Source organism: Shewanella sp. MM_2022_3 (assembly GCF_022557375.1).
Classification (GTDB): domain Bacteria; phylum Pseudomonadota; class Gammaproteobacteria; order Enterobacterales; family Shewanellaceae; genus Shewanella; species Shewanella xiamenensis.
The window spans coordinates 1-19,311 of record NZ_JAKZGV010000021.1 but is presented as its reverse complement, the minus strand read 5'-3'; the positions used below and the strand labels follow the sequence as shown (position 1 = coordinate 19,311).

Here is a 19,311-nt window from a genome sequence, read left to right as displayed (position 1 = left end):
TCAGTTTTCCTCTGTATTCTCATCGGTAACCTGCCCTAGCAAAAATGCCAAGGCACCATTAAGTTGCTGCCATTCCTCGGTTAGTTGGCTAAGTAGCTCAGCCCCCGATGATGACAATTGATAGTAACGGCGTTCTCGTCCTTCCGCCTGTCGCCACTCACTGTCTAACAATCCCTGCTCGGCTAAACGGCGCACTAAGGGATACAGCGTTCCCTCGTCGATATCGATACCGCCGTCCTGCAACTGTTTGCGAAGCGAATAACCATAATGGGGTTGTTTTAACAATCCCAATACCGCCAACACTAATACGCCACGGCGTAACTCGAGTCGCATTTTGACTAGCTGTGAACTTGTCATACTCAATTCCTATTGATTAACACTGTGCTGTACATACTATGTGGCACACAGCAAATACTATGTGACACACAGTAACATGGCAAGTTTTTAGCACAAAATTTAGTCAAGACGGTTTGGTGACTTGTTTTTCAAATCACATAAACCACAAGGTACTGAGGCCATCGCCGCGCACAAAGCAAAGAGCATCAATCGCGATGCCACCCAGATACAAATTGCCAAAAGGCTGTAACTTGAGTAACTTAGCTGGCAGCCTTTTATGCAAGTAAATCCAATTAGGCGCAGAATCAACTCATAAGGAAACTATCAATGCTCATGGAGAGAGGCGTACTAGTACGCTGGAACGATCAAAAGGGATTTGGTTTTATTCAGCCAGATAAAAGTGGTGATCGCGATGTGTTTATCCATATCTCAGTACTTAAGAAGATGGCGCGAAAACCGAAAGTCGGCGATAGCATTTTATACCAAACAGAAGTCCAGAATGACGGCAAAATTAAAGCTGTAATCGCTTCAATAGAGGGCGTTGCGGTACTGGCAGCAACCCCCACATCAACAGCCGCAAGCCGAACGCCGCAGGTCAATCGAGGCAACAAAAGCGCCAATACCAAGAAAACCCAGTCATCACTCAACCGTTTGATTTCAATATTATTGTTCGTTGCCCTAGCGGGATTTGGCTATAAGGCATTTCAACAAAGGCAAGAGACTATTATTGAGGAAAAACCAGCCGCTTATTCCGAAGTACAATCTCCAAGAACAGTCGAACCTCAATTTCACTGTGAAGCAGGTAAAACGCATTGCAGCCATATGCGCTCCTGTGCTGAAGCGACCTTTTACATTCAAAATTGTCCCAACACGCAAATGGATGGTGATGGCGATGGTATTCCCTGTGAAAGCCAATGGTGCAGCTCATCCATGTTGTAACGAGGTAAAACAAAAATGATAAATAAGCTTTCACATTGGATCGATAAGCTCAGCGGAACACAAATAGCAGGACTAATAGTATTCGGCATTATCATACTGACGGTGGGTCTATTTTTCGTAGGCTCATTTATCAGCAGCAGTGCCGTAAAATGGGGATTAATTCCGTGATACTCTGCCTGTAAAACCCCAAATTCGATAGGATTGTCCATGCCGACTGCCGTTACCCACCCCCTTGAAACACCTGAGCAACTGGATGCCATACTAAAGCAATATCCAGCGGTATTACTGCTATTTGGTGCACCAAGTTGTGGCGTGTGTCAGGTACTAAAACCGCAAATCGCCGCTATGCTAGCCAAGGATTGTCCCCAAATGCAGCTAGTCTATATCGACTGTGAAACTCACCTAGAGCTTGCCGCGAGATACAATGTCTTTAGTCTGCCCGTGGTAGAAACAATATTTTATGGCAAAAGCTTTGCGCGCTTTTCGAAGGTGTTTTCCCTCGGCGATCTCAAAGGAGCGATTGCCCGCCCCTATAAATTACTGAATGCAGAATAACTGTCACCAAATAATAAAGAATCATACTTAAAAGGCAGCTAACACATCGGTGTACAGCCTTTTCTAAAACATTTATGCCCCCAAAACATCAAAACATGGACACCCAACCTTAATAGCGAGGTAGCTAACCTCCGACTATGCTTTGTTTAAGCATTGAACAAGGAGGTTTGTATGCCGCGCCCTCGCCGAACCCAGATAAGCCTTGAAGACACTCCCTATTACCATTGCTGTAGCCGCGTTGTTCGGCGGGCTTTTTTATGTGGCGATGATAGTTACTCGGGTAAAAACTATGACCATCGCCGTGCTTGGGTCGAGTCATTATTATTTGAACTTGAAGCCGTTTTTGCTATTGATGTGGCAGCATTTGCGGTGATGTCGAATCATCTGCATTTGGTGCTGCGGGTGGATATCGAGACAGCCAATCGCTGGACTGACCGCGAAGTGCTTGAGCAGTGGCATAAGTTGTTTAAAGGCGATGAGTTAACGCAAAAGTTCGCCAAAGGTGAGTTAGTTGAAGCGCATGAGGTCAGCAGATTAAAGCATTCAATCGCCCTTTATCGCAGTCGTTTGTGTGATATTTCATGGTTTATGCGCTGTTTGAATGAGCCGATTGCAAGGCAAGCAAATCAAGAAGATCACTGCACAGGCAGGTTCTGGGAAGGTCGGTTCAAATCGCAAGCCCTACTCGATGAAGCCGCAGTATTAGCCTGTATGACTTATGTGGATTTAAATCCCATTAGAGCACAACTGGCTGATACACCAGAACAATCCGACCATACCAGTATTCAACTACGCATTCTGGCGGCGTTAAAAGGTGAGCAGCCGAGCAATCTACTACCTTTTATTGGTAATGAGTGCGACAACCAACCCAATGGCATTGCATTTTCCTTAACGGATTACCTTCAATTGGTGGATGATACCGGCCGAATCATTCGCAATGATAAACGTGGATGCATCAGCGAAAGTAGCGCCAAGATACTGAACAGATTAAATATTCCCCATGACAATTGGCTCAAATTGACTACCGAGTTTGGTAAGCTATTTCATGGTCCAGTAGGCACATTACAAGAACTGACTCATTACTGCGAACACTTAGAAAAGCGACGACGGCACTTTGTCGCAAGCTGCCAGCACTTTTACAGTGACTGACAACTGCTTATATCCCTTCGACAACAATCATTGCCTAAAACTTCCTAAGCACTATGGGATGACTTACCTCGTCTGAAATACACTATTTTTGAAGGAATTAGCTCAATTTATTACCTCAGATGCTATCCCTGTGACTTTTGATGGTTCTTTTTTGAACAATATTAACTTTTACAAGTTGTAGGTAAACGGAAAGTGCATTATGTTGTTGATTTAAAATGGGTGGCTCGATTTACTACGGGCGGCATTAAAAGGTGAGCAGCCTAGTAATCTATTACCGTTTATTGGTAACGAGTGTGACAACCAACCCAATGGCATTGCGTTTTCCTTAACCGATTACCTTCAATTGGTGGAAGATACAGGCCGAATCATTCGCAATGATAAACGTGGAAGCATCAGTGAAAATAGTGGTAAGTTACTGACCAGATTAAATATCCCCCATGACAATTGGCTCAAATTGACTACCGAGTTTGGTAAGCTATTTCATGGTCCAGTAGGCACATTACAAGAACTGACTCATTACTGCGAACACTTAGAAAAGCGACGACGGCACTTTGTCGCAAGCTGCCAGCACTTTTACAGTGACTGACAACTGCTTATATCCCTTCGACAACAATCATTGCCTAAAACTTCCTAAGCACTATGGGATGACTTACCTCGTCTGAAATACACTATTTTTGAAGGAATTAGCTCAATTTATTACCTCAGATGCTATCCCTGTGACTTTTGATGGTTCTTTTTTGAACAACATTAACTTTTACAAGTTGTAGGTAAACGGAAAGTACATTATGTTGTTGATTTAAAATGGGTGGCTCGATTTATTGCTTACATCAAAAAAATTAACCTAATTTTAGTAATGCTAAAGAGTTCTGCCCTTATCAGTTATCAACTTCATCAATGAGAAAATGTGGCGCGAGTATCAGCCTGAGTTCGAGGCCGAAATAGTATCAAGCAAGGTCAACAATCTGTCTGACGTGAGAATTTAATAATGAGAAAGCTAACACAATATCAAGTGATTACCCATAAAACTGTATAAAGTTCGCTACCACAAAAAAGCAAATTCCTATAGCATCATTTATACCAATTCACATGGATATGGCAGCGGCCAAGTCCAACAAGCGATTTATGCCCCGCAAACAGCGCAGCGCATAAATACTAAGACGTTATATTCAATTATGAGTAACCCCAAGAATCATCATTATGTCCCTCAGTCTTATCAGCTTTTGTTCTCGCTAGATGGAAAGAATCTATTTTACCTCGATAAAAAGAAATCCAAAATTCTTGGACCCGCTGGGCCCAGGAACTTCTGCTCTGAAAACTTTCTTTATTCTCTTACTGGAGAAACGGCAAAAGCGTCTAACTCGCCCACCTTCATCGAAAATCCAATGCTTTCGACCATTGATGGAGCATTCGCAAGCGAAGTGGAGAAGTTAATGTCAGAAAACCCCGACAAAACTGACGTCAGTTTATATAATCTATCAATGTTTTTCGGATTTTTATCCGCAAGAAATCCGCGTCTTATCAATAAATTTCAAAGTGATTTTGATCGCGCTCTTATCGGAGAAATTTTAAAGCATGCAAGAGTTGATGAAGCAGCTAAGAAAAAAGCAGAAAATATGGGGTTAGATCTGAATGACGACAGCCTTTTTGAAGGGCTGTCATTTTCAGAATCACGAAATATGACGCTTATTAAGATGGTTGAGAACGCGCAAAAGAATGCAGTTTGCATTCATGATTGCATGGGCTGGCTATTTCTCTATTCTTTCGAGGCCGATATTCTTCTTTGTGATGATCCGTTTATTGTAAAAGACGACGCAATTGAAATAGAACAATTGTTGAGTAGTAGAGATGACTATTTTATTCTGGTTCCATTATCTCGGCAGCTTTGTCTATGCCTATCGTCGCATAAATCGGAGATTAAACATACATACATTAATTCGACTCAGGCCAGGGTAATAAATAACTTAATAATAAACAATGCTGAAAGGTGGGTGATCGGCCCCTCTAAAAAGTCAATCCAAGGCCAATGAATATAACAAACGCAGGCACAGCGCAGCTTTACCGTTGCTGCTTCGCCTTCACTACAAAGCCGCGCCTGCTACAGGCTTTAATCCATAGAAATTTTAATCCGAAACTGACAAGTTAGAACAAAGGAGCTATCACGCTTTTGTCCCGAAGTGAGCTACAACGGGTATGATACTTTAAAACTTGGTTGTAGCTCGATTCGGACTGAGTAGTAGCAATTAGTATGAATCTTTATTTTGGGTCATGTTTAATCTAAACGGTTCTCGCAGGGGTAATTAATTGTTTAGTATCAAAACTTTATTCCTCTCCTACAATAACGCCATGACTATTTTGATAATCTAAAACCACTGTATGCGATGGGTTTAGCTAAGGTTAAGCTTGGCTGCGCTTGAGTCAGGCTCAACAAGGTTTGAGTTGTCTTTGCCTTACCGCCGCAGCCACAACTTCTTTTAGCACCACAGCATCCGCCCTTGGCTAAATGTTTTAGGGATGCACGCCCCTGTGATGCTTGGGTTAAACGCAAATTCACCTCTTTACTCTGGGCGAGCAGCGTGGCAATCGATAATTGATTATCCCCTCGGCTCACACTGATCCCTGCATCGAGCAGCTTACCAAGCATACGCTCACCAATATGTTGCACCACCACAATGCTGGTGTGCTGGGCACGAATGACATCTAACAAGGCTTTTTTATCTTGGCAATTGCCGCCAAGGGCGGGGTTCGGGATAGAAAGTAAAAGTTGATGATTTTCATCATAAAAATGGACTTGCTGCGCCTTAGTAAAATGGCTCGCAAGCCGTCCACGGCTAATAGGCAGGGCGATAATCATATTGGGTCCTTATCGTTTCGAGTCGGTAATTTCAGCACTAACCCTTGAGTAATAGTGGTCGCCACTTTTTGGCGAGCACTGGCGAGGAGATAACCAAAGGTTTGCCGCGAGATCCCCATTTGCGCTGCGGCCTCAAGCTGGCTTAAGCGCTGCACATCACCAAGCTCTAAGGCTTCAAACTCGTCGGCAGCTAAAAGGATCTGGGATAAGTTGGCCGCTGGTATGCCATTAGGTTTAAACAGGCTACAGGGCACACAACTCGATAATTGACGGCATTTTTTGGGTCTTGGCATCTATGATGGTACCTCAAGGGCAAATGTTAGAAAGCAATCGAGCATTGACGCTCCCTTTGAATAGTTTTTGGCGTACGCCAAAAACTATTATGGTCATTTACCACTTTTAAACCGAGGCTGTTATCACAATTTACTCACCATGATGATAAGGTTCGGCTCGATAGCTGATTCGAGTTACACATCGGCACCCTCACTAATCTCGACCGAATACCCTTCTTCCTGTTTGATAAAATCGACAAAGTTTTTAATGGCTGGCAAGGCATCTTCTCTATGGTGGGAGACATAAAGCAATTGGCTAAGATGGTGCTCGGCAATCATATTCAGCGCCCGCATCACCAAAGTGCGATTGATAAAGTCGAGCCCTTGGTAGGGTTCATCCAAAATCAACAATAACGGCTGTTTAATCAATGCCCTGCCTATAAGCAATAGCCGCTGCTGGCCGTAATCCAGTTGTTTAAAGCCCGTGCTGGCAAACTCACTCATATGCAGTATCGCTAGCCATTCCTTCGCCAAATCGACCTGAGGTTTAGTGGGTTTATGGTACAGACCGATAGAATCATAAAAACCCGATAACAAGACATCGAGCGCCGAACAACTCACTCGGTATTGCAAATGCAAGGCCGATGAAACTATGCCAATCCGTTGTTTTATTTGCCAAATACTCTCACCGCTGCCACGGGGCCGGCCAAAGAGAGTGATATCGTTGCTGTAGCATTGGGGATGATCGCCCAAAATTAACCCAAGCAAGGTACTCTTACCGCAACCATTTGGCCCACGCACTTGCCAGTGTTGGCCCGCACTAATCCGCCAATTCACATCTTTAAAAATCAAGCCGCTAACATATTCCACCTTGCCATTTTTAATCTCAACTAAGGGATCAAAGGCTTCGGCATTGTGACGTTGACGCTCCATCAGTGCTAAAAGCTCGGCACTGCGGCTAGCCGAAAGCGCATTTAAGTGTGCCATCACAGGGTGACTATGCCATTGCTCAATCGACATAGGTGCACTGAGTTGATGCACATGCTGACCCGATTTGAGCATATCGCTATTAAACAGTGCCACATGGCTAATACAGGGTGGTAACTCTTCTTGGCGGGAGGTGATGATAAGCAACTGAGTATATTCGGCAATTTCAACTAACAGCCGTGATAGACTGAGTTGATGCTCGCTATCCAACCCAGCGTAGGGGTCATCTAAAATCAATAATTCAGGTTCAGTTGCCAGTGCCCTCGCTAACATCACCCGCCGGGTTTCACCAGTCGATAACTGTCTAAATCCTCTTTGCGCTAAGTGTTCGAGTTCCACTTTTTGTAAAAAGGCGCTCAAACGTTCAGTATGCAGACAAGATTCCAGCACTAAGGATTCAACCGTTGAACCATAGTCGAGTTCATCCTTTGCTAGCTCACGTTCAAGTAATGCCTGTTGTAAACCGAGTGACACCCAACCAATTCGCGACGGTAATCCAGATATCTCGCCTTCATCAGGCTGTATATCACCCGCTAATATTCGCCCAAGGAGTGAACCGCTATAACTGTCGGTCGCAAAAATAGCCCAATGTTGCATCGGCATTAACTGCCAATCTTCAACGACTAGCAGCTCATTGCCACGACCGTAGCGCAACCCTTTTACAACAAGCGTTTTATCCCAGTACGTAGCACTATTCCCCATCCCACTTCCTTAGGTATTCAACCCGATTAACATTGACTCGACTGAATATGCGTAAAATCTATCATGGCATTGATACTACTGAGTAAATAAGCAGAATGGAATGCCAGTCAGCAATCGCTCAAACACTGATTACCCACAAAAATAAAAAGCCCACCCGACAAAAACGCACGGATGGGCTTGAGGTTAACCGCTCACTTTAGATATCGAAGCGATCGGCGTTCATGACTTTATTCCACGCTTTCACAAAGTCTTGTACGAATCTATCTTGGCCATCTTGTGCACCATACACTTCAGCCACGGCGCGCAGTTCAGAGTGAGAGCCGAAGATGAGATCGACTGGGGTTGCTGTCCACTTAAGCTTACCGCTCTTACGGTCTTGTCCCTCGTAAATGCCCTCTTGCTTGGCTGACTTGCTCCACTTAGTCGACATATCGAGTAAGTTAACGAAGAAGTCATTGCTCAGCACACCTGGCTTATCGGTAAATACACCGTGCTTAACGCCAGCACTATTTGTATCCAACGCACGCAAACCACCCACCAGCACCGTCATTTCGGGCACGGTCAGGTTAAGCATATTGGCGCGCTCAATCAGCATCTCAGCGGGAGAAAGACTGCTGTCTTTTGAGTAATAGTTACGGAAACCATCGGCCGCAGGTTCAAGCACCGCAAATGAGTTCACATCGGTTTGTGCTTGTGTCGCGTCCATTCGCCCTGGGGTAAATGGCACCGAAACCGTCACTCCCGCCTCTTTCGCGGCTTTCTCAACCGCGACGCTACCACCCAGCACAATCACATCCGCTAAGGAGACTTTTTTGCCGTCCTTGAGCGAACCATTAAAGTCTTTTTGGACTTTCTCAAGCTTAGCCAATACTTTAGCTAACTCTTTTGGATTGTTCGCCTGCCAGTTCATCATAGGCTCTAAACGAATGCGCGCACCATTTGCCCCGCCACGCATATCGGTATCACGGAAGCTACTGGCCGACGCCCATGCGGTTCTCACCAACTCAGGCACTGTTAACCCAGATGCTAAGATCTTATTGCCTAAGGCTTTAATATCGGCGTTATCGATAAGCGGATGGTCAAGGGCAGGAATAGGATCTTGCCAAATCAGCGTTTCTGCTGGCACATCGGCACCTAAATATCTCGCTTTTGGCCCCATATCGCGGTGAGTTAACTTAAACCACGCCTTAGCGAAGGCTAGCTCAAACTCCTTAGGATTTTTCAGGAAACGCGTGGTGATTTCGCGATAAATAGGATCTTCCTTCAACGCGATATCGCTGGTGAACATAATCGGCGCATGGCGCTTATCCGGTAAGTGAGCATCGGGTACCAGATTTGCCGCCTTATCATCGGCTGGCGTCCATTGGATATGGCCCGCTGGACTCTTGGTTTGTACCCAGTCAAAGGTATACAACCAAGTTAAATATTCCATGGTCCATTTGGTTGGATTGGATGACCAAGCCCCTTCCAGACCACTGGTAACAGTGTCTTCAGAGTGGCCTTTACCACATTTGTTTTTCCAACCGAGACCTTGCTCTTCAATGCCTGCTGCTGCCGGATCGGCCCCCACGCATTTTGCGGGATCGTGTGCCCCGTGCGCCTTACCAAAGGTGTGACCACCAGCGATTAAGGCAACGGTTTCTTCGTCATTCATCGCCATACGGCCAAAGGTATCGCGGATTTCTTTTGCCGAAGCTAAGGGATCGGGCACCCCGTTCGGGCCTTCTGGGTTAACGTAAATTAAGCCCATTTGGGTCGCGCCCATAGGTTTAGCCAATTCGCCCTTTTCGTTGCGTCTTTTACTATCGAGCCACGCTTTTTCTGAGCCCCAATTGACCATTTCGGCTTCCCAGTCGTCTTCACGACCACCCGCAAAACCAAAGGTTTTAAAGCCCATCGACTCTAATGCCACGTTACCGGTTAGCACCATCAAGTCGCCCCAAGAAAGCTTGCTGCCGTATTTTTGCTTGATAGGCCATAACAGGCGGCGCGCCTTATCTAAGCTCACGTTATCCGGCCAGCTATTTAAGGGTTCAAAGCGTTGTTGGCCACCCGCAGCACCACCGCGACCATCAAAAATCCGGTATACGCCCGCGCTATGCCACGCCATACGAATAAAGAAAGGCCCATAGTGACCATAATCGGCGGGCCACCAGTCCTGAGACTCTGTCATCAAGGCTTTGATATCTTTTTTTACCGCATCGAGATCTAAGGTTTTAAAGGCTTCGGCATAGTGATAATCACTGCCATAGGGATTGGATTCAATCGCATTTTGACGTAATGGACTGAGATTTAATTTTTCAGGCCACCAAAATTGATTACCTGTGACTTGCTCTTGCGCTGTGGCCGTTCCCGCCCCCAATGCGAGAGACATAGCCAAAGTTAACGCCGATAGCGTAGGAAGGGTGTTTATTTTCATGATAGTTACCTAGTTTCGTCCTGTTCGGCCCATTGATTTGTATTAACAATGAGCCATCCGCTTGCTGCTTGACGGCATACAGCAATCCTTATCGTTGTGTTACTCCAAGGCAAAATTGTCATATGCCGTTAACACAACCGAGATTGCAGTCTAATGACAGGCTTCTAAGTAATTGAAACGATTAATACCGATGAATGGAATCGCGAAAATAGATTAACAATGGTTAATTTATGAAAGCATTAAGAAAGTTGCCGCTTACCGAAATCCATACTGTATTAGTAGTCAACTTATAGGGAATGACTATGGTATAAAATTGTTCATCCAAAAGGTTTAGCTATCTGTGATAGCATAGCGGCCGTTTTCCGTTAACGTTGATAAGGTATTGCAATGAATCCGATTATTGCCATCTTAAAAGAACACAATGTCACTGATGCAAAAATTAACGAGCTTTTTCAAGCATTAACTGATAATCCCCTGATGGCGATGGGCATTATTGGCCAGCTCGGTATTCCACCTGAAAAACTGCAACAACTGATGGCTCTGGTAATGCAAAATCCTGCCGTGATTAAAGAAGCGGTACTCGAATTGGGCTTAGATTTTGCTAAGGTTGAAGCCGCTAAAGCGCAACTACAAAAGTAATTTATCCCAGCCAATCGGCTTATAAAGGCAAAGCATCATTGGCTTTGCCTTTTTATTCAAATTGTTATCTCTACCCTTTCACACTGCTACATAAAGATATAAAAACCTTATCGCCCCTCGCGGACAATATTTGCTAGAGTGTTGCAAAACGCCATCATAACCAAAAGTGATTGAAAGGAATCAAGATGCGCCCACCTATTCGTCTATTTGCACTATTGTTGCCCGCACTGTTGTTGGGTTGTCAAAAGCAAACTCAAGCGCAACATGCGCAGGGCATGGACAAACCCGCCGAGCAAACGAGTTCACAAACAAGCACGCCTCAAGCAAGTACAGCAGAGATTAATCCGCTCAATATGGATAAGCGCGAAAGTCAGCGACAGCAAGCGGCTAAACAAGGTGTTAACAAGCCAAGTATTTCACCTAAAGGAGAAGGTATGATGCTGCAAGGCACTGTAAGATATCTCAATTTAGAAGGGGGTTTTTGGGGAATTATCGCCGACAACGGCCAAAAAATATTGCCTAAAAATCTGCCGCAGGAATACCGCAAAGACGGCATACGCTTAAGTTTCACCGCCCAGGAAATCACCGGCATGATGACGATTCAGCAGTGGGGCAAACTATCAAACTTGAGTGATATCACTGTCATCGGCCAAGTCGAGAGCCAATCGGCCGATCCACGACTCTAACAAGCCTTGGCCTGAGTGTGAGCCGCAAGCTACAGGCAAAAACTCAGGCCACACTTATTGAACATCGAACATCGAACATTGAACATCGAGCAAATAGCATCCCCTCGTTCAGGCAAGGTATCCTAAGTACGCACACATCAGGTGATGGTGCCACATCCGATGGCTCAAAGGATACATGCCACACGGGTCTAACATTAAGACTACTCCGACACCTTGCCCAGCTCAGCTTGCCACTCTTCAATTACTTCCTTTGCCGCTCTAAAGGCTTCAATGCCCGACGGCATACCGCAATAAACGGTTGAATGTAAGAGTACTTCTTGTATTTCTGCAACTGTGCAGCCATTGCGCAAGGCACCGCGAACATGACCTTTTAACTCAGCTGGCGCTTTTAGTGCCGCTAAGGTTGCGATGGTGATTAAACTGCGCGTTTGCAGCGGTAATCCCTCGCGAGACCACACTTCACCCCAACAATTGGCAGTCACTAACGCCTGTAATGGCTGGGTAAAATCCGTTGCGCTGCTAAGGGCCTTATCAACAAAACTGTCACCCATCACAGCGCGGCGCACCTTAAGCCCTTTTTCATATTGCTCTTCGTTCATCTGACAATCCTTTTACTCTACACTCTGACAAGGTTAACTGGCTCAATAGATAATTCCCTTTAAAAACATCATTCACAGGCTTTGCATCGATCACATTATGGCAATTAAAACCTGACCTCAAGGTAAATTCCATATAAGCTATCGCGCATATTCAAGGTAAGAACAATTCTCATTTATAAAAAGGTGATTGATGAAACCATTGCCGCTCAGTCTATGTGCCCTTGCCGTCGCAAGTGCATTGCCCGCTTGGGCAGACGAACAATCTAAACCACTTATTCAAGAAGTAATTGTGGTCTCAGGTTCCCGTATGGAACAAAACATTGAACAGGTGGCAGGCTCTATTTTGGTCATAGATGAACAAGCCATCGAACGTAATATGAGCAATGACTTTGGTAGCCTGTTCCGTAACGAATCGGCTGTCGATATCAAGGGCGGTGCAGGTAAACCGACCTCAGTAACCATTCGCGGTATCGGCGGCAACCGAGTCATGATGGTAAAAGATGGCGTACGGGTAAATAACCAGTATGCTTCGCCGTTAGGCCCTGGTGCTGAAGGCACAGGCCGTGGTTTAACCGAAGTACAAAGTCTTAAGCAAATTGAAGTAGTTAAAGCCGCAGCATCAACGATGTACGGCTCCGATGCCCTCGGTGGCGTAGTCGTGATGCGCACCAAAGATGCCAGCGACTACCTGCGGGGCGAAGATTATTATGTGTCACTCAATGCGGGTTACACAGGCATCAATAACGAATACTCCGGCGGTTTTACCAGCGCAGCGGCCTATAGCGATTTTGAGAATTTGCTCACCTATCAGCATCGCAAAGGCGAAGAGTTACCTAACTACTTTGATACTCAGCCTGAAAGCGATCTGGTGCAGGACAGCCTGCTATTCAAGAGCAAATACCACTTTAATGAGCACACCACAGTGCAGCTCACCCTCGACTATCTAGAGCAAACGCTAGAACGCTGGGAAGATAAACTCAATCGTGCCCAAGTGCCGCAGCAACGGATTGATACCGATCGCGATACCCAAGTGATCAACGGCGCCCTACAACTGCGCTCCGATAAAGCCACTTATTTACACGATGATTTGACCGTTACCGCCTATTTTGGCCAAACGGAGCAACTCGAACACCGTGATTATTTTGATTTGCGTACCGCAGCGCGCCCACTTACCGAATATCGCGACTATAAATTTAAAGATCAGCGACTGGGCATAACCAGCACCTTCAGCAAATACATAGGCGCAGAGGGATACGGCCATCAGCTCACCTACGGTATGGACTATGAATGGTCCAAAATGATGCGCCATCGCAACAACAATATCGCTAGCAGCGGCGGTGATTGGCAAACCGAAACCCCCTTTACCTTTGCCGATACCGATAGCAACCGTTTAGGGCTATTTTTGCAGGACGATATTACCCTGTTAAATGGTGATTTAAACCTGATTGGCGGCCTACGTTATGACTATTTCCGTAACAGCCCCGACCAACAACAAGCGATGGAAGCAGGTAAAGATCCCGCCGACTTTGCGGTAATGAGCGACACCTTTTGGTCACCCAAAGTGGGGCTCGTTTATAAACTTACCGACACAGTGAGTGCCTACGCTCAATATGCCTATGGCTATAAAATGCCTACGCCCGATCAAAAATGGGGTGAGTTAGAGGTCGATGGCGGCTCGATGACCGATGTGATCATTCAAGCCAACTATGACTTAAAGTCTGAGCAATCCCACACCTGGGAACTGGGTATCCGCGGCAATCATGCAGATACTCAATATGAACTCACCACCTTCTACACCCACGCGGTCGACTTTATTGACTGGCAATATGTCAGCTTTAAACCGCCAGTGTTTGGTCCGGTGATGCAGCCCATGGAGTTCAAATACCAGTACTTCAACCGCGATCAAGTGACCCTCTACGGCGCTGAAGCCCAAGCCAACCATTGGCTGACAGATACCATAGAGCTATGGGGCAATATCGCTTATACCCATGGAACCGATGAAAACGGTCAATACCTTAACAGCGTTAGCCCGCTAAAAGGTAACCTAGGGGTGAATTGGTATAGCAATATTGGTGGGATGGAAACCGATATTGGCGCAGTGGTACGCTGGGCCGATAAGATGGACCGCACCCACGATATCAACCTGACCATCGATGATATTTGCGTAATGGGCCAATGTATTCCTAAAGAAAGCTTTAACGAAGTCTACAACACCGCCGGTTACGCCGTGTTTGACTTAACCATGGGCCTGCACGTTACCGACAATCTGCATCTGCGTGCTGGGGTGTATAACCTGTTTGATAAGGAATATGTTGACTACGCCGATGTGGCTGGCCAATCCGTGTTCTTACTCAATAGCACCATGAACTTGCAAAAGGATGATTTCACCCAACCAGGGCGTTATTTCAACCTAAGTGTGAATTATCAGTTTTAATTCAATCGGTTGTACTTGCTAAACATTCCCCGGTGTTTACCGGGGAATGTTTAGCAATCTCTCTGAGCCATACACTCAATCAAAATCGCGGCTTCATCCCCTGATGTGTAATCAAGCGCTCGCAACAACAATGACTCATTTTATCGCGTATGCAGGGTTGCGGTGTTATCGAGCTGGCCATTGGCATCAACCCGCACCAGTACTGAATGGTCTTTGGATAATTTAACAAACTTTATCTGTTCTGCTTCAGGCTGTTGCCAGTTAAGGATAAAGAGCGAAGCGTTTTCATCCTGCTCAAAGCCGCGCTCGGTATTCAACTCCCCAAATGTTGCCAAGCCATCGACAGTCATTCGATAGCGGTTGCCTTGACCAATAATTTCCAGCGTGACGGGCTTAGTATCGATGACGCCATGGTATACCACGCCATCAAATTTATCGTAGGCGGTATTATCCGCGCTGTGCTCACACTGATCTGAGTGTTGTTCAGAGCCGCTGACAGGCTGACAGTGATTAGCTTCGCTCACCTGCGCTGGCAGGGCATATCCCCATGCTGGCAATAACACCAGCACGCCAATAAGAGATGCTAATTTTCTGCGATTTATCAATGCCATTCCTATCAACGCCATTTCCAGCCGTGTCGTCGCCATAAGCCGATGGCAATGATGCTAACCGCTTAACTTACTCTTGTCAGCAAGCAAACGGCTAGCCGCACTAATTTGCACTGAGATTGGGGATGTCTTGCTGACTATAAAACAGCGCAACATCCTGTAATTGCTCGGCAGTCAACGCACTGACCTGTGATTGCATTAACGGATCGAGGCGTAAGCCCGCTTTGAAATCGACTAACTGCTTATTAAGGTAAGCCGGTTTTTGCCCCCTTAAATTGGGGAATTGCTTGGCCATGGCGATCATCGCCAGCCCATGGCATGACTCACATTGAGCCGTGGCAAGCGCTTTACCCCGCTCGATATCGGCTTGATAACCTTCGGCATAAACCGCTGTGGATAAGCCGCACAGGACAAGCAAACTGACGATAAACGTTTTCATTGAGATCCCTTAGCGGCAGGTTTAGCTGGCGGTGGTAACTGGCTTGCGTCAAGGGGCAAACGCCTAAAGAGGGTCATATCCATTTCAGCTTGACCATAATAGCTACTGAGGTAGCTCAACGTCGGCTCCCACGTATCCGACAAATCCCATAAGCCTTGGGTATCCACCATCCACTGCAAGGTTTCTTTCCAAAAGGCTTTATCACCGCGATTTTGGGTAACAATCATACTGGTGTGACAGGCATTGCATTGATAATTCACCAACTCCCAACCGGGCGCCATAATAAGGCCCGATTGAGGGTCCACGGGGTACTCGGCGGCGAACGACGCCCCAGTGAAAAGCAGCCCACACATGATCAGCTTATTGACATGCGCTCTCATCACACCACCCTAACGGCAATACGGTGGCAACCATTAAACATATATCCCTTAGGGTTCCATTGTGGCTGTACAACCGGTTGGCTATCACCTTCGCTATCGGTTGCTTTGGCCCAGATTTCGTAATAGCCCTGTGTTGGCAACTGCAACTCAATGCTCCATTGCTGCCATGCGGTGGCGTTTTTCGGTTTTTGTAGCTCCGCGACAAACCAACGGGTGCCATAATCGTAACTCACTTCCACCTTCACCACTTCGCGCACGCCCGCCCACGCATGGCCCGCAACCGTCAGTTTTTGCCCTTGAGCCAGTTCAGTGCCAGATTGTGGTTGAGTGATCAAAGACTTCACGATCATTTCTTCAATAATTCGATAGTCTTTTTCAGCAACCGTCTCGCCGGGTGCAATCGGATATTTAGGCACTTGATACGCTGGCGCTGCCATTTTATGCCCGTCGTGGACTTTATTACGCACACTGATCCCCGTTGCCGCTTTTTGCGAAACCGATCCCGGCCGGCCACCAAATACGATACGTAGGGGATAACCATGCAGGTAAGGAATATCCTCACCATTCATCGACCATGCGATTAGCCCAAGCTCTTCGAGCGCCGCCTTGATAGGAACACCGCGGGAAATGGCCTCACCTTTTCCGCTCAAATGTACATCAGCCCCGTGGTGGCCGGTGTAAACCGCATCGGCTTTAACACCACAATCCTTAAGCACATCGCTCACCAACACACCTGTCCACTCGGAACAAAATACTGCTGAGTTATTCCACTGATTGCCCTTAGTACTCGGGAAAAAGCCCGCGCGACTATTGCCGCCACATTCAATCAATAACTGTAAGGTGTAATGTTTAAAGCGGCGCTTTAACTCATCAATGGTGTAGGTTTTAGGGGTGATAACCGACTCGCCATCCACTTTAAAAGTCCAGGTTTTAGCATCCAGCGTCTTAAAATCAGGCACTATGCCATTCCAGCGGATAAACGAAACATCGGCAGGCGTCACCGAAGGCGCGAGCATATGCTCTGGCGGATAGGCATTCAGCGGGTTAGTGTTTAATACTTTGAAATAGCTCGGTAAGTCCTCAGCCTTAGTCCAGGTTAATGCCGAAATATCCAAAGCACTCACCCCAGCAGGAAGCTTATCGGCAAATACCCACTTAACCGGCAGCGCGGATAACACCGACGTCGCTACCGCACCTTTTATAAAAACTCGACGATTAAGATCCATGTTATTTATCCTTTCCGAGGTAAAAGTATTCCGCCATCTGCTGCATATCCGCCTCACTCAACAACTGAGCGACTTTAGTCATAGTGGGGTCTTGGCGCGTGCCAGCCTTAAAGGCTCGAAGCTGCTTCAACAGATAATCCGAGTTTTGCCATCCAATATTCGGAATATGTTCAAAACGACTCATGCCAGACTTGCCATGGCAGGCCTTGCACATATTCAATAATTTATTGCTCTCATCGGCGTGGGTGACCACCGGCAACAAAAGCATCAGCACACCCGCCGAATAAATCACTCGCAGCAACATCCATTATTCTCTTCAGTTAGTGTTCATCACGACGACTGTCATTGAACGTAGCCATTCAGATAACATTAAGTTACATCAATGCTTATCGAGGTTCACATTCAATACAATTGAGTCAAAAGCTCAAGAGAAGTGACTTGTATTAGTAAGTAGTAAAATTTCAAGCCATTGATTAGATAAAGAAGATAGTTTATGGCCTTATGGCCAAGGGGAGTTAAAGTCGTGGGGCTTCACCCCCTGATTTTTTAATCAAGAGTCGACCAAGGAGGACTGCTCGTCCTATCAAAAACGTCCATGTTAAACTACCAGCTCGATATCCCTATCTCGCGCTCAAAACGGCCGTTGGCCTTCGCCCTTGGATGCTCCAAGACGCCCCTAACGGAGTAAGCGTTCTTATGCTATCGCGTCAGACACTCGTGAACTTCTGTCACTTTGGTGTTGTCTGCGATTTACTGAAAAACAAATGAATGTTCCATTTTGGGCTAATGCAAAACTAGCAGAGTGATTCCTTCTATATCTTTAGAAAATTAACAATCGGGGCTCGTTTAAAATCCAAGAGATAACTTTTCCTTGGCAACAGGTCACTATTGCCGCTGTTCATAATATGCTGTACGCTAAGTTAAATTTTGATTAATAAACAATGCTTAAGCTGTTACTTAATCAATGCCTATTTAGTGTTAACGATAAATTCGTTGATTAAAATGGCGATAAAATGAGTCAGGGAAGATCCGCTCGACAAAGCGAACAAGGCAAGGACAAGCACTCTACACCTCTCCTTAAAGATGCTCCCCCTCAGTACCAATTGTGATTCAGTTTAAGGTTTCACCAACCACAAGCTGATAGCTTTATTATTGTTTTTATTAAAATTTATCATCTATGTGCTTTCTGGTAGCAAGTGCCATGGGCGGTAGCGTGCTTATGAATGAGTAAAACAACCACATTCGTTGGAACCCACATGCAGAATAAAGAAAAAATTGCGGTGTTTATTGATGCCGATAATGCGCCAGCCAGAAAGTTTGATGTGGTACTCGCTGAGCTTGCAAAACACGGTCTCATCAGTATTCGAAAGGCCTATGGGAATTGGAAAAGCCCGAACCTAAAGCCATGGGAAGATATCCTGCATGAATATGCCATTCAGCCTATTCAACAATTCGATTTAACTAAGGGTAAAAATGCCAGCGATATCGCTTTAGTGATTGATGCTATGGACATTCTTTACACAAAGGATATAGACATCATTTGCTTAATCTCTTCGGATTGCGACTTTACTCCCCTTGTGACCAGAGCCTTAGCCGATGGTAAAACCGTTTTTGGTTTCGGTGAACGTAAAGCACCAGCCGCTTTCGTAAATAGCTGCTCTCGCTTCCTCTACCTCGACGCAGAACCTGTAGTTGTCGCAGAAGAAATTGAAGTGATATCAGAAGTCACTCAGCCGCCACCAACTACACCAGACTCAGTTAGTAAAACCGAGCAAGCTCAGCCCAAAACCGCGACACCACAAAAATGCAATTTAAAAAGTGACACCAAACTGATCAACCTTTTGCGCCAAGCCATAGAAGCAACCGAAGAGGAAGATGGCTGGGCACAACTCGGCCCAATAGGCTCACATATCTCAAATCACAGCTCGTTCGATCAGCGAAACTACGGATTTAAAAAACTCAGCGACCTCTTTGCCGCAATCGATCTCTTCGAAATGCGTAAAACCCACGGCTCAGTGCTATGGGTAAGAGATATCAAACGCGCAAAGAAGAATGGGAAATAAATTCACCTAATTAATTTAAAATTAATT

Annotated in this window: 19 protein-coding genes and 1 pseudogene; 9 read left to right on the top strand and 11 right to left on the bottom strand. The window is 45.9% G+C overall.

Features of this window, described 5'->3' with window-relative positions:
- The gene (locus tag MMG82_RS12275) at positions 1–357 is read right to left on the bottom strand and encodes a helix-turn-helix transcriptional regulator (protein ID WP_039978743.1); all 357 of its coding nucleotides are present in this window, start codon (positions 355–357) and stop codon (positions 1–3) included.
- Between the two features lie 306 nt (positions 358–663).
- Here MMG82_RS12275 and MMG82_RS12270 point away from each other — a divergent pair, with 306 nt between their 5' ends.
- The 5 genes and pseudogenes from MMG82_RS12270 (at position 664) to MMG82_RS12250 (ending at position 5,006) form a co-directional block, all read left to right on the top strand.
- The gene (locus MMG82_RS12270) at positions 664–1,275 is read left to right on the top strand and encodes an excalibur calcium-binding domain-containing protein (RefSeq protein WP_047538865.1); all 612 of its coding nucleotides are present in this window, start codon (positions 664–666) and stop codon (positions 1,273–1,275) included.
- Between the two features lie 207 nt (positions 1,276–1,482).
- A complete protein-coding gene (locus MMG82_RS12265) occupies positions 1,483–1,830 on the top strand; it encodes a thioredoxin family protein (RefSeq protein WP_047538868.1) in 348 nt (115 codons plus the stop codon).
- Positions 1,831–2,001: 171 nt separating this feature from the next.
- Positions 2,002–2,979 (top strand): transposase, encoded by a 978-nt coding sequence (locus tag MMG82_RS12260; RefSeq protein ID WP_241406902.1) that lies wholly within the window; start codon positions 2,002–2,004, stop codon positions 2,977–2,979.
- Positions 2,980–3,211: 232 nt separating this feature from the next.
- Positions 3,212–3,565: pseudogene (locus MMG82_RS12255) on the top strand (transposase); the annotation flags it as partial.
- Between the two features lie 586 nt (positions 3,566–4,151).
- Complete coding sequence (locus tag MMG82_RS12250) at positions 4,152–5,006, top strand: DUF4238 domain-containing protein (RefSeq protein ID WP_241406901.1); 855 nt, start codon at positions 4,152–4,154, stop codon at positions 5,004–5,006.
- Positions 5,007–5,326: 320 nt separating this feature from the next.
- Here MMG82_RS12250 and MMG82_RS12245 read toward each other — a convergent pair whose 3' ends face one another.
- The 4 genes from MMG82_RS12245 to katG all read right to left on the bottom strand — a co-directional run bounded on the left by MMG82_RS12245 (position 5,327) and on the right by katG (position 10,210).
- Positions 5,327–5,830 (bottom strand): NifB/NifX family molybdenum-iron cluster-binding protein, encoded by a 504-nt coding sequence (locus tag MMG82_RS12245; RefSeq protein WP_037414203.1) that lies wholly within the window; start codon positions 5,828–5,830, stop codon positions 5,327–5,329.
- Entirely contained in the window at positions 5,827–6,123 is a 297-nt protein-coding gene (locus MMG82_RS12240) for a DUF134 domain-containing protein (protein WP_241406900.1), read from the bottom strand. The genes MMG82_RS12245 and MMG82_RS12240 overlap by 4 nt, the downstream gene beginning before the upstream one ends.
- A gap of 174 nt (positions 6,124–6,297) precedes the next feature.
- A complete protein-coding gene (locus tag MMG82_RS12235) occupies positions 6,298–7,791 on the bottom strand; it encodes an ATP-binding cassette domain-containing protein (protein ID WP_099457017.1) in 1,494 nt (497 codons plus the stop codon).
- A 196-nt stretch (positions 7,792–7,987) separates the two neighbouring features.
- Positions 7,988–10,210: a catalase/peroxidase HPI gene (katG, locus tag MMG82_RS12230; RefSeq protein ID WP_241406899.1), complete on the bottom strand. Its 2,223-nt coding sequence runs from the start codon at positions 10,208–10,210 to the stop codon at positions 7,988–7,990.
- 387 nt (positions 10,211–10,597) lie between these two features.
- On the opposite strand from katG, the gene MMG82_RS12225 reads away from it, so the two are divergent.
- Both MMG82_RS12225 and MMG82_RS12220 read left to right on the top strand, forming a co-directional pair.
- Complete coding sequence (locus MMG82_RS12225) at positions 10,598–10,849, top strand: DUF2999 family protein (protein ID WP_037414210.1); 252 nt, start codon at positions 10,598–10,600, stop codon at positions 10,847–10,849.
- 185 nt (positions 10,850–11,034) lie between these two features.
- The gene (locus tag MMG82_RS12220) at positions 11,035–11,535 is read left to right on the top strand and encodes a hypothetical protein (RefSeq protein WP_241406898.1); all 501 of its coding nucleotides are present in this window, start codon (positions 11,035–11,037) and stop codon (positions 11,533–11,535) included.
- Between the two features lie 200 nt (positions 11,536–11,735).
- On the opposite strand, the gene MMG82_RS12215 is transcribed toward MMG82_RS12220, so the two are convergent.
- Positions 11,736–12,134, bottom strand: a complete 399-nt coding sequence (locus MMG82_RS12215) for a carboxymuconolactone decarboxylase family protein (protein WP_241406897.1) — start codon at positions 12,132–12,134, stop codon at positions 11,736–11,738.
- Between the two features lie 190 nt (positions 12,135–12,324).
- Between MMG82_RS12215 and MMG82_RS12210 the strand changes: the two genes are divergently transcribed.
- Entirely contained in the window at positions 12,325–14,568 is a 2,244-nt protein-coding gene (locus tag MMG82_RS12210) for a TonB-dependent hemoglobin/transferrin/lactoferrin family receptor (RefSeq protein ID WP_241406896.1), read from the top strand.
- Positions 14,569–14,708: 140 nt separating this feature from the next.
- On the opposite strand, the gene MMG82_RS12205 is transcribed toward MMG82_RS12210, so the two are convergent.
- The 5 genes from MMG82_RS12205 to MMG82_RS12185 form a co-directional block, all read right to left on the bottom strand.
- A complete protein-coding gene (locus tag MMG82_RS12205; RefSeq protein ID WP_241406895.1) occupies positions 14,709–15,179 on the bottom strand; it encodes a hypothetical protein in 471 nt (156 codons plus the stop codon).
- A gap of 100 nt (positions 15,180–15,279) precedes the next feature.
- Positions 15,280–15,615, bottom strand: coding sequence for a c-type cytochrome (locus MMG82_RS12200; protein ID WP_037429989.1), 336 nt, complete (start codon positions 15,613–15,615; stop codon positions 15,280–15,282).
- Positions 15,612–15,995 (bottom strand): cytochrome c, encoded by a 384-nt coding sequence (locus tag MMG82_RS12195; RefSeq protein WP_047539094.1) that lies wholly within the window; start codon positions 15,993–15,995, stop codon positions 15,612–15,614. The genes MMG82_RS12200 and MMG82_RS12195 overlap by 4 nt, the downstream gene beginning before the upstream one ends.
- Entirely contained in the window at positions 15,995–17,221 is a 1,227-nt protein-coding gene (locus MMG82_RS12190) for a sulfite oxidase (RefSeq protein ID WP_099457019.1), read from the bottom strand. The genes MMG82_RS12195 and MMG82_RS12190 overlap by 1 nt, the downstream gene beginning before the upstream one ends.
- Position 17,222: 1 nt before the next feature.
- Positions 17,223–17,525 (bottom strand): cytochrome c, encoded by a 303-nt coding sequence (locus tag MMG82_RS12185; RefSeq protein ID WP_055646732.1) that lies wholly within the window; start codon positions 17,523–17,525, stop codon positions 17,223–17,225.
- Positions 17,526–18,477: 952 nt separating this feature from the next.
- On the opposite strand from MMG82_RS12185, the gene MMG82_RS12180 reads away from it, so the two are divergent.
- The gene (locus MMG82_RS12180) at positions 18,478–19,284 is read left to right on the top strand and encodes an NYN domain-containing protein (RefSeq protein WP_188870023.1); all 807 of its coding nucleotides are present in this window, start codon (positions 18,478–18,480) and stop codon (positions 19,282–19,284) included.
- Positions 19,285–19,311: the final 27 nt, after the last annotated feature.